The sequence below is a fragment of the Kluyvera genomosp. 2 genome (assembly GCF_036759865.1).
Lineage (GTDB): Bacteria > Pseudomonadota > Gammaproteobacteria > Enterobacterales > Enterobacteriaceae > Kluyvera > Kluyvera ascorbata_B.
Window position 1 is genome coordinate 276,432 of record NZ_JAPKIA010000002.1, and the last position, 15,014, is coordinate 291,445.

A 15,014-nucleotide genomic window follows, 5' to 3' on the forward strand; every position below is an offset into this window, starting at 1 on the left:
GGTTTAATTTTTATCCGGGTATTTAAAAATTCAGCGTTGTTATTTTTCCGCTGATGTTATCCGTCACGTTCAGCGTATTATTTTGAATATGCAGCGTGGGCAATGCGGGCAACAGCATATTGTGGTTAGCGCTTGCCACCACGGCGCAGCATAGCCAGTGTTCACCGGGTGCTATCTCACCCGTTAACGTTGGGATCGCCGCGCACTCAGCAAACATCACGCTGCTGTTCGGCGGGGTAATGACGCTATCGGCAACGCGAACGGCCAACGGCGAGAGATCCACCACCGCGCTCACGCCGTTGGCCGCGTTCACCAGGCTCTGGCGCACGGTCAGCTCCGCCTCGGCTTTCATCACCGCAAAACCCCCTTCCACCGTCTGCAGGCGACGCGCCGTATTCAGGCGGTGAACGCGCACGTGCCAGTCGCCGCATGGAATAAGCCAGGTATCCACCTGCACGTCGTGCCACGGCAGCCAGCGTGAGTAAATCGCGCCGTCCAGCATCTCAACGCTCTCGCATTCGCGGCGGCCGCGCCAGTAGTTGTCGTTATCCGACAGCAGCAGCATCGAGTCACAGGCCGCGTGCTTAATACCGTAACGCCCCCGCTCGATGGTGAAGCCAAAGCGCGTGGAGTAGGCAAATTTAGTGTACTTGGCCTCGGTGTTGACGTAGTTGTTCAGCTCGAGCTGACCGGAAGTGAGCATCACCACATGCTGCGAGTTGTCGCTGTGCTGCAAAATTTGCTGGGCAGGTACAATCGCATGCACCGGCGCCAGGCTCGGCAGCGGCAGCGCTTCCGCCTGCCAGAAAGCATGGGTTTCCGGCAGCGCCATGATCAGGAATACCTTCAGCGCCCAGTACGGCGAGCCCGGCGAGTTGTAGTCTTCGCACATCGCCAGATTCGGGTAGGCAAAGCCCAGCGTCAGGATGCCGTCGCGGTCGAAAATCGGCTGTTCAAGCCACCAGCGCAGGTGACGCAAGATAATGCCTTTCACCACACCAGGCGAGAACACGTCGAGCCCGGCGAAGGCCACGCCGCTCCAGAAAGCGACCATCGCAAAGCGGTAGGTCAGGCTGCGGCCAAACGGTACAGATGCCCCGTCGGCGGCGGAAAAATAGATAAAATCTTTGGCAAACAGGCAGGCACGTTCACGCAGCGTCGCGGCGCGCGTTGGGTCATCTTCCGCGTTCAGCGTGGCGTAAATCAGGCCGTAAAAGTGGAACGCCATCGAGATGTAATAATCCTTCGGACGCCCCGGGCCATCGGAGTACCAGCCACCGCCAAGATAGTAGGCTTCCATCATCGTAAAGCGGCGGTCGATAGCGGCCTGGTCATACGGTAGCCCGGCACGCTTAAAGCCCAGCTGCACGATAATCGCGAAGTAGTTCCAGTTGCTGTCCGGCATCTGGGCATCGGTGATTTGGTTCAACCAACGGTGCAGGTTTTCAAGCTCGGTGGCGCTAAAGTGACGGGTCAGCTTGTCCTGCAACAGCGCCAGACCGAGTCCGTAGGCCGCCATCTCAACCAGACGCTGGTCGTACGGCCCGGTTTCGCCCCAGTAAGCTGGGCTGTGCGGGTCGGTGCCGAGCTTAATGGCGGTGATGTACTTCTCGCTGAATGGTACCTGCGCGCCGCCCGCCAGCAGCGGGAACAGCCCCCAAAGCGCTCTCGATAAGCCCTCCATCTCCGCGATATCCTGGGTGTAGTGCGCGCAGGTATTACCCAGCGAGAACTGCGCCGCATGGGCGGGAAATTGTTTATCGAGAGCGCTCAGCATCGTCACCAGCGTCGCCGTAACGTCTTCACGTGATGACAATATTTTTGATATTTCAGTCACTGTCCTGACCCCTAATTTAACCATCCTCGAAAGTGGCTAAAGCATAGAGAATCCGGGTAATGCAGAAATGTTAACCAGGTCACAACTGATTGTATTATCTGAACCCGCGCTTGATAAAATTTAAAACAGTGGTTTAGTAGTAAGATTAAACCGGTAAAAATTTAAAAATATTGCACATGTCGTCGTCCTGGAATGCCGAACATCTGGAGCTCATCACGCTGAATGACGCCGTAGCGTCATTCAGTCGTCTGTTTGCTAACACCGTGCGCTATCACCACTGGCACCAGTGTCTGGAGATCCTCTACGTTGAGGAAGGTTTTGGCGTGGTCATTGTCGATAATCGGCAGTACACCATGCGCCCCGGCCGGCTGTTTTTCTTCCCACCGTTTACGCTGCATAAAGTCATGGTCGATGAGAAAGCCCAGGACCGTTATCGCCGGACGATTATTCATGTCGATCAGCACGCAATTGCTAAACTTCTCCGCCATTTCCCGGAAAATTACCGCCGTTTGCTGGCGCTTTCTGCCCGTGGCCGCCCGGCATTTGTTGCCGATCTGGCCGAAATACACCCGCATATCGATCATCTGTTCAGCCTGTACGCACGCGCGGCGCAGGTTTCAGCATTGAGCAGCGAGCAGATTGCCTGCATGTTGATGACCTTATTCAATATGCTGCCGCCGGTGCAGGAGGAGATGACCGATACATCACGCGGCATTGCCAGCCCGGTGATGTTCTGGATTGAAGAAAACTATCAACACAAATTCAGCCTCGATGCGCTGGCGGCCGAGCTGGGAAAATCGCGCAGCTACCTGTCGCGCCGCTTTCGCGCCGAGACCGGTGAACATATTCACGACTACCTGAATACCCTGCGCCTGCGCCGCGCCTGTGAACTGTTGCTGCACAGCACGCTGCCGGTGAATGAGATTGCCGGACAGGTCGGGTTTGCCGAAGTGACCTACTTTATTAGTTCATTTAAAAAGGGGATCGGCGAGACCCCCTTGCAGTATCGAAAAAATCACGCCTCGCGTCGGCAGGCTAGCGGAAATGCGCCGGCAGCCACAGCGAAATCATCGGAATATAGGTGATGATCACCAGCACGAGGAACAGCACGCAGTAGAACGGGACCATCGCTTTCACCACGGTTTCGATCTTCTGCCCGCTGACGGCGCTGGCCACGAACAGCACCGATCCCACCGGCGGAGTAATAAGACCAATCCCTAAGTTCATCATCATAATGATGCCGAAATGCACCGGATCGATGCCCAGTTCCACCACCACCGGCAGTAGAATAGGCGTCAGGATCAGGATCAGCGGCGCCATGTCCATCAGGCAGCCCAATAGCAGCAGCATAATGTTGATAATCAACAAGATGACGTACTTGTTGTCCGACAACGACAGCAGTGCAGCGGAGATCTCCTGCGGCAGCCCCACCAGCGTCATCACCGAGCCAAACGCAGCGGCGAACGCGATCAGCACCATCACCATGGTGACGGTTTTGATAGTGCGGTGAATCAGCTTCGGGAAATCCTTCAGCTTGTATTCGCGATAGATAAAGAACGTGACGAACATCGCCCAGATGCAGGCAATTGCCCCCGACTCGGTTGGCGTAAAGAAGCCGGAAAGGATACCGCCGGAGATGATCACAATGGTAATCAGCCCCCAGATGGCGTCCGAGGCAATCTTGATCTTGCGCTTAAGTTCAACTCGCTCTTCTTTGGGATAGTTGTTTTTACGCGCGGCAATCAGACACATCACGATAAGCGTCAGACATAGCACCAGCGTTGGGATGATCCCTGCGAGGAACATCGCCGGGATGGTCACCGCCGCGGTGTTGGCCACGATCGCAAACAGCACCGAGTTATGGCTTGGCGGCACGAGGATCGCCTGCACCGAGGCGCTGGCGGTGAGCACCGCACCAAACGAACGTGGATACCCCTTGCGCTCCATCTCCGGGATCAGCACCGATCCGATCGACGCGGTATCGGCGACCGACGATCCGGAAATGGCCCCGAACAGCGTAGACGCCAGAATGTTAACCAGCGACAGCCCACCGCGGATCCATCCCACGAACAGCCCGGCAAAATCCACCAATCTTCGCGCCATTCCCCCTTCGGCCATAATGGCCCCCGCAAACACAAAAAACGGGATGGTCAGCAGGTTGACGTTATCGGTACTGTGGAAAATGGTGATGATCAGCCCGTCGAGAGAAAAGTCGGCAAATGCCGTCACCACTACCGCAGTCAGACCCACGGCGTAGGCAACCGGCATACCGATAGCCATCAGCACCACGAAGGTCGTCACAAAAATAATCAGCGTTAAATCCATTGCGTTCGCTCCTCAGTGACCGACTTTCGGCGAGCCAAACTGCACCAGCTCGCGGTGCGTTTGCGGGCCGCACAGCAGTTTTTCCACCACAAACAGCAGCGTAAAGAACGAGCCCAGCGGAATAGGCAGATGGGTGATCCCTGACGTCAGGAACGGCAGCGACGGCACCACGTCTTCCCAGGCATCCATGCAGCCAACGATCCCCCAGTGGATGATAAACAGGCAGGTCGCGAGCATCGCCAGATCGACAAACACCGCCAGCCCTTTTTTCATCACCGGGTTGATGCGATCCACCAGCATCGTGATAGCAATGTGGCTGCCCGCACGATAGGCCGCTGCCGCTCCCACGAATGAGAAGGTGATCATACAGATCTGCGACAGCGGCTCCGGCCAGCTGGTTGACGCATGCGGCAGAAAGCCAAGCCATTCGGGAAAATCAGGGCGAAAACGCGCGTAAATCCCCACCAGATAAATAAACGTCATAAATAACAGGCTGATCCCTGACAGCCAGATGCAGATCCGATACACGCCATCCATGACCAGGACATAGATATTTTTCATTGTTATCTCCAGATCAAAACGGACAGGCCAGCCCGTGCCAGCCTGCCGCTGTGCGTCTTACTTGGTGTCCTGAATTTCCTGCATTAACTCGCTGAACTGCTTACCGTATTTCTCACGGACCGGCGCGGTAGCATCAACAAACGGTTTCTTGTCGACCGGAAGGAATTTCACGCCCTGGCTTTGCAGGCGCTGTTTGGATTTCTCGACATATTCAGCCCACAGTACGCGCTCTTCGGCCTGAGCTTCCTGCGCCAATTTCGTAATCAGCGCCTGATCTTCGGCAGACAGCTTGCTCCATTTGCGCTTTGAGAAAGCGAGCACTTCCGGGATCATAAAGTGTTCGGTGAGATCAAAATACTTCGTACCTGCCACGACGTAGTTTTCGGTGTCAAAGGTCGGCTCGTTGTTTTCCGCGGCATCGATCACCCCGGTTTGCAGACTGGCAAAAACGTCGCCAACCGGCAGCACGATGGGGTTCGCGCCCAGCGCTTTGAAGGTATCAAGGCCAATCGGGTTATTTTGCAGTCGGATCTTCACCCCTTTCAGATCCTCAAGCGTGGTAATCGGTTTTTTGGTGATCAAGCTGCGCGAGCCCGCATCCATCCAGCCAAGGAAGACCAGCCCGAGCTTACTGTCGGTGATCTCTTTCGCCAGCTTGCTGCCAACATAGCCATCCAGCACCTTATGCTGATGATCGGTATCGCGGAATACGAACGGCATGTTAAAGACGCTCACCTGCGGCAGGATGCCGCCAACCGGTGACATAGAGACGCGAAGAATATCAATAGCGCCCGCACGGGTCTTTTCCAGCGTGGTGCTTTCATCCCCCATCTGGCCGCTCGGGAACATACGAATGGACAGCCGCCCGTCGGTCTGTTGACTGAGCTTTTCCCCCATATGAATAACCGCTGCGGTAGTCGGATAATCCGCCGGATGCACATCTGAAGCAATAAACACCGTTTTGGCCATTGCCGCCGCGGACCCCATCAGTAACGAGAAAGTTAAAGCGCTTACTGCCAGTTTTCTTCTTAACATAGACGATTCTCTTTTGATTAAAGATAAATTTCCCTATGCGAATCACTTGCCAGCATAGATTGACGTCCATGTTCAAAAGTGTGTGTTATATCCAGCGGAAGAATATGGTAGAAGTCATACAACTAAAGTGTGACCTGTCATACCAAATTTTAAAATGGCATTTCAGAAAGTGCAGAAGTTAGAATTGAATCGATTAATTGACCCATTCAAAGGGTCGGTGAGGCGCGCGGCGGGTCATAAAAAAAGAGACGCAAGCGTCTCTTTTTTATTATCGCGGGTAGAGGCTGAGCATCAGGCTTCCAGATCGGCCATGTCACCTTTTTCCTGCAGCCAGTTACGACGATCTTCCGAACGCTTCTTGGCCAGCAGCATATCCATAGTGGCATCGGTTTGCTGTTCATCTTCATCGTTGATGATCAGCTGCACCAGGCGACGGGTGTTGGGATCCAGCGTAGTTTCGCGCAGCTGCATCGGGTTCATTTCCCCCAAACCTTTAAAGCGTTGCACGTTTGGCTTGCCCTTCTTACGCTTCAGCTGTTCCAGCACGCCCGCTTTTTCCTCTTCGGTCAGGGCGTAGTAAACCTCTTTCCCCAGATCGATACGGTACAGCGGCGGCAGCGCCACGTACACGTGGCCTTCTTTGACCAGCGCGCGGAAGTGCTTCACAAACAGCGCGCACAGCAGCGTGGCGATGTGCAGACCATCGGAGTCCGCATCCGCGAGGATACAGATTTTGCCATAGCGCAGCTGGCTGAGATCCGAACTGTCCGGGTCGATGCCAATGGCCACGGAAATATCGTGCACTTCCTGCGAAGCCAGCACTTCATCGGATGACACTTCCCAGGTGTTGAGGATCTTACCCTTCAGCGGCATGATCGCCTGATATTCGCGGTCACGAGCCTGTTTAGCAGAGCCGCCCGCCGAGTCACCTTCCACAAGGAACAGTTCGGTGCGGGCCAGATCCTGCGCGGTACAGTCAGCCAGTTTACCCGGCAGCGCCGGGCCGCTGGTGAGCTTTTTACGCACGACTTTTTTCGCCGCGCGCAGACGACGCTGGGCGCTGGAAATGGCCATTTCGGCCAGCAGCTCGGCGGCCTGCACGTTCTGGTTCAGCCACAGGCTGAAGGCATCTTTCACCACGCCGGACACGAAGGCCGCGCACTGACGTGAGGAAAGGCGTTCTTTCGTCTGCCCCGCAAACTGCGGATCCTGCATTTTTACCGACAGCACGTAGGCGCAGCGATCCCAGATATCTTCCGCCGACAGCTTCACGCCGCGCGGCAGAATGTTGCGGTATTCGCAGAACTCACGCATCGCATCCAGCAGTCCCTGACGCAGGCCGTTTACATGAGTACCGCCCTGCATGGTCGGAATCAGGTTGACGTAGCTTTCGGTCAGCAGCTCGCCGCCTTCCGGCAGCCACAGCAGCGCCCAGTCGACCGCTTCGCTGTCGCCGGAGAAGTTACCGACAAACGGTTTTTCCGGCAGCAGCGGCAGGCCGTTTACGGCCTCGCACAGATAGTCGTTCAGGCCGTCGGCGTAGCACCAGGTCTGTTCGGTGTCGTTAACCTTGTCTTTAAACACAATTTCAACGCCCGGGCACAGCACCGCTTTCGCCTTCAGCAGATGGCTGAGGCGGGAGACGGAAAAGCGCGGGCTGTCGAAGAAGCTTTCGTCCGGCCAGAAGTGGACGCTGGTCCCGGTATTGCGTTTACCGCAGGTGCCGGAAACGTGCAGCTCTTCAACCTTGTCGCCATTTTCAAAAGCGATAGTGTAGATCTGACCATCGCGGCGAACGTTTACCTCAACGCGCTTCGACAGGGCGTTAACCACCGAGATCCCCACGCCGTGCAGGCCGCCGGAGAACTGGTAGTTTTTGTTGGAGAACTTGCCGCCCGCGTGCAGGCGACAAAGGATCAGTTCTACCGCCGGTACGCCCTCTTCCGGGTGAATGTCGACGGGCATGCCGCGACCGTCGTCGATAACTTCCAGCGACTGATCGGCATGAAGGATAACCTCAACACGCTTTGCGTGCCCGGCCAGCGCTTCATCCACACTGTTATCAATAACTTCCTGACCCAGGTGGTTTGGACGTGTGGTATCTGTGTACATCCCCGGACGGCGGCGAACCGGCTCAAGCCCGGTGAGTACCTCAATGGCATCAGCGTTATAAGAAGATTGCGTCATGATCTATTCGTAGGTAGTTGGCGCTGCTTAATGCAACCCCAGAAAATCGATAATCTGTGTGAAGTGATCTTCAAAGCCGGTAAATGCGTGATTACCGCCCTCCTCTACCGTTTGCCGGCAGGAGGCGAAATAGTCCACGGCCTGGCGGTAATCAAGCACTTCGTCGCCGGTTTGCTGAAGCAGCCAGATGAGATCGGGCGCCTCAAGGGGGTCGACTTGCATCACTTTGAGATCGTAAATATGGCGAGACTCTAGCACATATTGCTGCCCGGTGTAGGGATTCTCGTTCGGGCCGAGGAAATTCACCAGCAGCTCAAACGGGCGTACCGCCGGGTTCACCACCACTGCGGGCAGCATAAAGCACTGCGACAGCCAGGTGGCGTAATAGCCCCCTAGCGATGAGCCCACAATGCCGAGCGTCTCGCCGCCATGCTCAAGCACCAGCGCTTCGAGCATTTCCGCCGCTTCCGCCGGGTAGGCCGGCAGCTGCGGGATCAGCATGTTGACGTCAGGATAGTGCTCTGCCAGCCACTGCTTAAGCGCCGTGGCCTTAGCCGACCACGGTGAGCTGTTAAACCCATGCAGATAAAGAAGCGTCGACATCAATAGCCTTCAGATGCGGTATCAGGGTGGAATTTCACCCCGGCAAGACGGCACACGTCGGTGGTTAATGAACCATCGGCATGTAGCTCAAGCCAGCGCCAGCCGGGAGAAACGGTGTCCAGCGTAAAGTTAGCGCAGTGCGGTTTAAACTGCACGCAGGTTGACGGTGTCGCCATAATGCGGCGGCCGTTCCACTCGACGTCCAGCTCCTGATGAATATGGCCGCAGAGCAGATGTTTCACCCGCGGATAGCGCACCAGCACGTTATCAAGCGACGCGGCGTTACGCAGGCTGTGCTGATCGAGCCAGCTACAGCCAGCCGGCAGAGGATGATGGTGCAGTAGCAGCAGCGTATGACGCTCCGGTGCTTCCGCCAGCCGTTTTTCTAACCATTCCAGCTGAAAGTCGCTCAGCTCGCCGTGCGGCACGCCAAAAACCTGGCTGTCGAGCAGCAGGATCTGCCAGTGTTCGCCGACCAGTACGCGCTTCGCCGGCGAGATACCCGCATCCTGCAAGGTGCTGTACATGGAGGGCTGGAAATCGTGATTACCCGGAAGCCAGACGCAGGGCGCAGTAAAGCTCGCGATGCCCTCAGCGAAGTGCTGATAGGCCGCGGCGGAGTGATCCTGTGCTAAATCGCCCGTCGCAACGACAAGGTCAACGTCACGCGCCGAGGCATGGATGGCCTGCAGTACAGCGTGGTAGCTTTCCCAGGTATTGACGCCCAACAGCGTTTCATTTTTTTCAGCAAACAGGTGAGTATCAGTAATTTGCAGTACCCTGACACTGGCCCCACCAGCCAGAGGAAGGTTTAAAAGGCTTTCCAAATGGTGTCCTTAGGTTTCACGATGCAAACATACACATCATCCTTTCAGGCAGCATCGTCGCTGGCAGCGCCTCAGTGGCAGCCTGAACGGTTCTATGTACAAACCGGAATCGCCATCGCTCCATGTGCTAAACAGAATCTAAGCCAGTCGGCCAGAAACTGATTAATTTGATGCTTTTCGTCGCGTTGATGCAACTTTTTATTTGGATAATCATATCGTGCTTTGAAGCGAAAGATCTGCTGAGTCGAACACACTTCAGCCACCATCGCGTCATGATACAGCCGCACGGTCATCGTTGGCAGGCTCCAGTAGCTCACCGCCGGGTGCGTTTGCTCAACCGTTACCAGCGTAGTGTAACGAGTCGATTCAACTATCGTTAAGCGATATTGCGCGTTGGCCACCTGATAGTTCACCGTTTCGCCGGCTTCGTCTACGCGCGGTAGCAAGCGGCGTAATTGTGCGAAGTTGGTTTCGCACAGACGCATCATTTCTGGGAAGTCAGGTGTATAGCGCTTCATTTTGCCCACTCTTTTCGTAAGTCCTGATAATGCAGCTGTAGCCATTGCAAAGCGATGACAGAAGCGGCGTTGTCAATTTTTCCCTCTTCTACACATTGATAAGCGTACTCCCGGCTTACCACATGAACGCGAATGTCTTCGTGTTCTTCCGCCAGGCCATGAATCCCCGTGGCCGTTGTTGCATCCACTTCGCCCACCATAATGGTCAGACGCTCGCTGGTGCCACCGGGGCTTGCCAGATAGCTCAGGCACGGTTTGATGCGGCCCACGGAGAGGCCCGCCTCTTCCTGCGATTCGCGACGGGCGACGTCTTCCACGCTTTCGCCCTCTTCAATCATGCCAGCGACCATTTCCAGTAAATAGGGTGTCTCACTGGTGTCGTAAGCCGCAATGCGAATTTGCTCAATGAGCACAACTTCATCACGCACTGGGTCAAAGGGTAGCAAGACTGCGGCGTGACCGCGCTCAAAAATTTCGCGACGAACTTCGCCGCTCATCTCACCGTTGAAAAGGCGATGGCGAAAACGATACACATCAAGCGAAAAAAAACCGCGATATACCGTTTCTCGTGCAATAATTTCTACATCGTTTTTCGCAAGTGTGACCACTGGGTTATGTGATTGAGTCATGGACTGGCCTATGCAGTGATGGTGGTGAAATTGTCGATTTAAACTCTGTTTACCTTAGGATTCACTAACTCTATGGTAGATTGGTGCAAATTAACGCCGGATGGCACGTTACGCCAACTTTTTAACGTGGCGGACTCTGGTACAATCGGTGAATATTTTTTCTGTGAATGAGATCAGCGCTAAGCTTCACAACAAGGAATGCAAATGCAAATGAAGAAATTGCTCCCTATTCTTATTGGCCTGAGCCTTACCGGTTTCAGTACAATGAGCCAGGCAGAGAACCTGTTACAGGTTTATCAGCAGGCACGTACCAGTAACCCGGACCTCCGTAAATCGGCAGCAGACCGTGATGCGGCATTCGAGAAGATCAACGAAGCGCGTAGCCCACTGTTACCGCAGCTTGGTCTGGGGGCCGATTATACCTATACCAACGGCTTCCGCGACAGTAACGGCGTGAACTCCAACGTCACCAGCGGCTCTTTGCAATTAACGCAAACGCTGTTCGATATGTCCAAATGGCGTGCGCTGACTCTGCAAGAAAAAGCGGCAGGCATCCAGGATGTGACCTACCAGACCGACCAGCAAACGCTGATCCTCAACACCGCGACCGCTTACTTTAACGTGCTGAGCGCCATCGATTCGCTTTCCTACACCGAAGCGCAAAAACAGGCGATTTATCGTCAGTTAGACCAAACCACCCAGCGCTTTAACGTGGGCCTGGTTGCGATTACCGACGTGCAGAACGCCCGTTCTCAGTACGATACCGTGCTGGCAAACGAAGTCACCGCGCGTAACAATCTTGACAACGCCGTCGAAGCGCTGCGTCAGGTGACCGGTAACTACTACCCAGAGCTGGCGTCGCTGAACGTCGACAGCTTTAAAACCGACAAGCCGCTGGGCGTTAACGCGCTGCTGAAAGAAGCGGAAAACCGTAACCTCTCCCTGCTGCAGGCTCGCCTGAACCAGGACCTGGCGCGTGAACAAATTCGTCAGGCGCAGGACGGCCACCTGCCAACGCTGGATTTAACCGCGTCTACCGGGGTGTCTAATACGTCTTACAGCGGTTCTAAAACCAACGGTTCCCAGTACAACGACAACGACGCCGGCCAGAACAAAGTGGGCCTGAGCTTCTCCCTGCCGCTGTACCAGGGCGGGATGGTGAACTCGCAGGTGAAACAGGCGCAGTACAACTTCGTCGGCGCCAGCGAGCAGCTGGAAAGCGCGCACCGTTCCGTAGTGCAGACCGTGCGTTCCTCCTTCAACAACGTCAACGCGTCTATCAGCAGCATCAACGCCTACAAACAGGCCGTTGTCTCTGCGCAGAGTTCGTTAGACGCCATGGAAGCGGGCTACTCCGTCGGTACGCGTACGATCGTTGACGTACTGGACGCCACCACCACGCTGTACAACGCCAAACAGCAGCTCTCCAGCGCGCGTTACAACTACCTGATCAACCAGCTGAATATCAAAAATGCGCTGGGCACGCTGAACGAACAGGATCTGCTGGCGCTGAACAACACCCTGGGCAAGCCGGTTTCGACCGCCAATGCCACCATCGCGCCTGAAAATGCGCAGCAGGATGCCAGCGCCGACGGCTACACCTCTCCGGCCACCAGCAAAGCACGTCTCCGCTAAGGTTGACGTTTGCTGGCAGCAAGGTCCGCTTCGTGCGGACCTTTTTTTGCGCCAACGTAAGGCAACGTAAAGATCGCCCGCTTTATCCCCTTCTTCGCTTCATTTTCAACCACTCATCCACTATCCTGAGCGCTAATGCAATACCATTCCACTGGGTCCAGGAAGAATAAAATGAAACGGACAAACAACATTCAGCACGCCGCTTTTCGTAAAAGCTGGGGCGCGCGCCACTTAACGCCGGTTGCCCTGGCCGTGACGGCCGTCTTTATGCTCGCGGGCTGTGAGAAAACCGACGAAACCGTCACCCTGTACCAGAACGCGGACGACTGCTCTGCCGCTAACCCGGGCAAGAGCGCCGAGTGTACAACCACCTTTAATAACGCGCTCAAAGAAGCCGAGCGCACCGCGCCGAAATATGCCAGCCGTGAAGACTGCGTAGCCGAGTTTGGCGAAGGCCAGTGTCAGCAGGCACCGGCTCAGGCGGGCATGGCGCCAACTGGCGAAGGTCAGGCACAGGCACAAAATCAGAGCAGCGGCAGCTTCTGGATGCCGCTGATGGCAGGCTACATGATGGGCCGCATGATGAGCGGCGGCATGGGCGGCTATCAACAGCAGCCGGTCTTCACCTCGAAGAACCCGTCCAGCCCGGCCTATGGTCAATACACCGATGCCAGCGGCAAAAACTATGGCGCCGCGCAGCCGGGCCGCTCGATGAACGTACCCAAAACCGCGATGGCGCCGAAGCCGGCCACCACCAGCACCGTCACCCGCGGCGGCTTTGGTGAGTCGGTGGCGAAGCAGTCCACCATGCAGCGTAGCGCAACGGGGACCACCTCCCGTTCAATGGGCGGCTAACGATCATGGAAAGAGTCAGTATCGTTGAACGCCCGGACTGGCGTGAAAAGGCGACCGAGTACGGTTTTAACTTCCACACCATGTACGGCGAGCCGTACTGGAGCGAAGAGGCTTATTACAAGCTCTCGCTCGCGCAGGTGGAAAAACTGGAGGACGTCACCGCCGAGATTCACCAGATGTGCCTGAAGGTGGTCGAGCGCGTTATCGCCAGCGATGAGCTGATGACGAAATTCCGTATACCCAAGCATACCTGGGGCTTTGTGCGCCAGTCGTGGCAGACCCATCAACCCTCGCTGTACTCACGCCTCGATCTGGCCTGGGACGGTACCGGTGAGCCGAAGCTACTCGAAAATAACGCCGACACGCCGACCTCGCTGTATGAAGCAGCCTTCTTCCAGTGGATCTGGCTGGAAGATCAGCTCAACGCGGGCAATCTGCCTGCGGGTAGCGATCAGTTCAACAGCCTGCAGGAAAAGCTCATTGAGCGCTTTAACGAGCTGCGCGAGCAGCACGGCTTCCAGCTGCTGCACATGACCTGCTGTCGCGATACCGTTGAAGATCGCGGCACGGTGCAATATTTGCAGGACTGCGCCACAGAAGCTGGCGTCGCAACCGAATTCCTCTATATCGACGATATCGGGCTCGGTGAAAAAGGCCAGTTTACCGACCTTCAGGATCAGGTTATCGGCAACCTGTTTAAGCTTTATCCGTGGGAGTATATGCTGCGCGAGATGTTCTCTACCAAGCTTGAAGATGCCGGCGTACGCTGGCTGGAACCTGCCTGGAAGAGCATTATTTCGAACAAAGCGCTGCTGCCGCTGCTGTGGGAAATGTTCCCGGATCACCCTAACCTGCTGCCAGCCTACTTTGCCGAAGACGATCATCCGCAGATGGACAAGTTTGTGGTGAAACCGATCTTCTCCCGCGAAGGGGCAAATATCTCGATCGTAGAAAATGGCAAAACCATTGAGCAGGTAGAAGGGCCTTACGGCGAAGAGGGTATGATCGTCCAGCAGTTCCATCCGCTGCCGAAATTTGGCGATAGCTATATGCTGATTGGCAGCTGGCTGATTAACGATCAGCCAGCCGGAATCGGTATTCGTGAGGATAGAGCGCTGATCACTCAGGATCTGTCACGCTTCTATCCGCACATTTTCGTCGAGTAACCGTCAGCCTATCTGTACCGACAGCATGCTCAGGGAGCCCATTTCGATGCCATCAACCGGGATCGTGATGGGCTCTTCACCGTCCCACGCGCCCAGAACGTACAGCAGCGGCAGGTAGTGATCCGGCGTCGGGTTAGACAGCGAGCCGCCCTCATGCGCCAGATAGTTCACCAGCGGATGCTGCTCCGTTGGCCCTTTCCAGTCCAGGTTGGCTTTCACGTAGTCGTTAAACGACGTCGCCCACGGATAAGGCGCGGAATCGCCATGCCATTTCGCCGTACGCAGGTTGTGCACCACGTTACCGCTCGCCACCAGCATAATGCCTTCGTCGCGCAGGCTGGCCAGCTTTCGGCCCATCTCAAAATGCCAGGCCGCCGGTTTGGTGCTGTCAATGCTTAGCTGCACCATCGGAATATCGGCATTCGGGTACATTTTAATCAGCACGCCCCATGAACCGTGGTCAAAACCCCACGCTTCTTTATCCAGCGTAACCGGAACCGGGGCCAGCAGCTCAAGCAGCTGCTGCGCCAGCGCCGGAGAGCCCGGAGCCGGGTAGTGCGTATCATAAAGCGCCTGCGGGAAACCGCCGAAATCATGAATGGTTTTTGGCGCTTCCATTGCCGTCACGCCCGTACCGCGGGTGAACCAGTGTGCGGACACCACGACGATCGCTTTCGGGCGCGGCAGCGTTTCGCCAAGGTGCTGCCAGGCGCGCGTATAAAGGTTATCTTCGAGCACGTTCATGGGGCTACCGTGACCTAAAAACAGTGCTGGCATTCGGCTACGAGACATGGTGTTATCCTTCCAGAGGTGTTGATTTAATAACACCACATTAA

At 55.8% G+C, this 15,014-nt stretch carries 14 protein-coding genes; 4 read left to right on the top strand and 10 right to left on the bottom strand.

Annotation, left to right across the window (positions count from 1 at the left end):
- Positions 1 to 22 precede the first annotated feature (22 nt).
- Positions 23 to 1,861 carry a DUF2264 domain-containing protein gene (locus V6942_RS03140; protein ID WP_420107830.1) on the bottom strand — a complete coding sequence of 613 codons (1,839 nt, stop codon included), beginning with the start codon at positions 1,859 to 1,861 and terminating at the stop codon, positions 23 to 25.
- 152 nt (positions 1,862 to 2,013) lie between these two features.
- On the opposite strand from V6942_RS03140, the gene V6942_RS03145 reads away from it, so the two are divergent.
- A complete protein-coding gene (locus V6942_RS03145; RefSeq protein ID WP_182930006.1) occupies positions 2,014 to 2,922 on the top strand; it encodes an AraC family transcriptional regulator in 909 nt (302 codons plus the stop codon).
- Here V6942_RS03145 and V6942_RS03150 read toward each other — a convergent pair.
- The 8 genes from V6942_RS03150 to nudF all read right to left on the bottom strand — a co-directional run bounded on the left by V6942_RS03150 (position 2,873) and on the right by nudF (position 10,522).
- Positions 2,873 to 4,162 (bottom strand): TRAP transporter large permease, encoded by a 1,290-nt coding sequence (locus tag V6942_RS03150; RefSeq protein WP_106929656.1) that lies wholly within the window; start codon positions 4,160 to 4,162, stop codon positions 2,873 to 2,875. The genes V6942_RS03145 and V6942_RS03150 overlap by 50 nt on opposite strands.
- Before the next feature lie 12 nt (positions 4,163 to 4,174).
- A complete protein-coding gene (locus V6942_RS03155) occupies positions 4,175 to 4,723 on the bottom strand; it encodes a TRAP transporter small permease (protein ID WP_106929655.1) in 549 nt (182 codons plus the stop codon).
- A gap of 57 nt (positions 4,724 to 4,780) precedes the next feature.
- A complete protein-coding gene (locus V6942_RS03160) occupies positions 4,781 to 5,758 on the bottom strand; it encodes a TRAP transporter substrate-binding protein (RefSeq protein WP_333500802.1) in 978 nt (325 codons plus the stop codon).
- 291 nt (positions 5,759 to 6,049) lie between these two features.
- Positions 6,050 to 7,945 (bottom strand): DNA topoisomerase IV subunit B, encoded by a 1,896-nt coding sequence (gene parE / locus V6942_RS03165; protein ID WP_106929651.1) that lies wholly within the window; start codon positions 7,943 to 7,945, stop codon positions 6,050 to 6,052.
- A 27-nt stretch (positions 7,946 to 7,972) separates the two neighbouring features.
- Entirely contained in the window at positions 7,973 to 8,548 is a 576-nt protein-coding gene (gene yqiA, locus V6942_RS03170) for an esterase YqiA (RefSeq protein WP_106929649.1), read from the bottom strand.
- Positions 8,548 to 9,375 (bottom strand): 3',5'-cyclic-AMP phosphodiesterase, encoded by an 828-nt coding sequence (gene cpdA / locus V6942_RS03175; RefSeq protein ID WP_106929647.1) that lies wholly within the window; start codon positions 9,373 to 9,375, stop codon positions 8,548 to 8,550. The genes yqiA and cpdA overlap by 1 nt, the downstream gene beginning before the upstream one ends.
- Positions 9,376 to 9,467: 92 nt before the next feature.
- Positions 9,468 to 9,893 carry a DUF1249 family protein gene (locus tag V6942_RS03180; RefSeq protein WP_106929646.1) on the bottom strand — a complete coding sequence of 142 codons (426 nt, stop codon included), beginning with the start codon at positions 9,891 to 9,893 and terminating at the stop codon, positions 9,468 to 9,470.
- Positions 9,890 to 10,522: an ADP-ribose diphosphatase gene (nudF, locus tag V6942_RS03185; RefSeq protein ID WP_106929644.1), complete on the bottom strand. Its 633-nt coding sequence runs from the start codon at positions 10,520 to 10,522 to the stop codon at positions 9,890 to 9,892. Before nudF ends, V6942_RS03180 begins: the two co-directional genes overlap by 4 nt.
- Positions 10,523 to 10,732: 210 nt before the next feature.
- On the opposite strand from nudF, the gene tolC reads away from it, so the two are divergent.
- From tolC to V6942_RS03200, 3 genes are all read left to right on the top strand, one after another.
- A complete protein-coding gene (tolC, locus tag V6942_RS03190) occupies positions 10,733 to 12,157 on the top strand; it encodes an outer membrane channel protein TolC (RefSeq protein ID WP_106929759.1) in 1,425 nt (474 codons plus the stop codon).
- Between the two features lie 171 nt (positions 12,158 to 12,328).
- The gene (locus V6942_RS03195; protein ID WP_182930004.1) at positions 12,329 to 13,012 is read left to right on the top strand and encodes a DUF1190 family protein; all 684 of its coding nucleotides are present in this window, start codon (positions 12,329 to 12,331) and stop codon (positions 13,010 to 13,012) included.
- Positions 13,013 to 13,017: 5 nt separating this feature from the next.
- Positions 13,018 to 14,178 carry a glutathionylspermidine synthase family protein gene (locus V6942_RS03200; RefSeq protein WP_106929641.1) on the top strand — a complete coding sequence of 387 codons (1,161 nt, stop codon included), beginning with the start codon at positions 13,018 to 13,020 and terminating at the stop codon, positions 14,176 to 14,178.
- Positions 14,179 to 14,181: 3 nt separating this feature from the next.
- Here V6942_RS03200 and ygiD read toward each other — a convergent pair whose 3' ends face one another.
- Positions 14,182 to 14,970 carry a 4,5-DOPA dioxygenase extradiol gene (ygiD, locus tag V6942_RS03205; protein WP_333500803.1) on the bottom strand — a complete coding sequence of 263 codons (789 nt, stop codon included), beginning with the start codon at positions 14,968 to 14,970 and terminating at the stop codon, positions 14,182 to 14,184.
- Between the last annotated feature and the right edge of the window lie 44 nt (positions 14,971 to 15,014).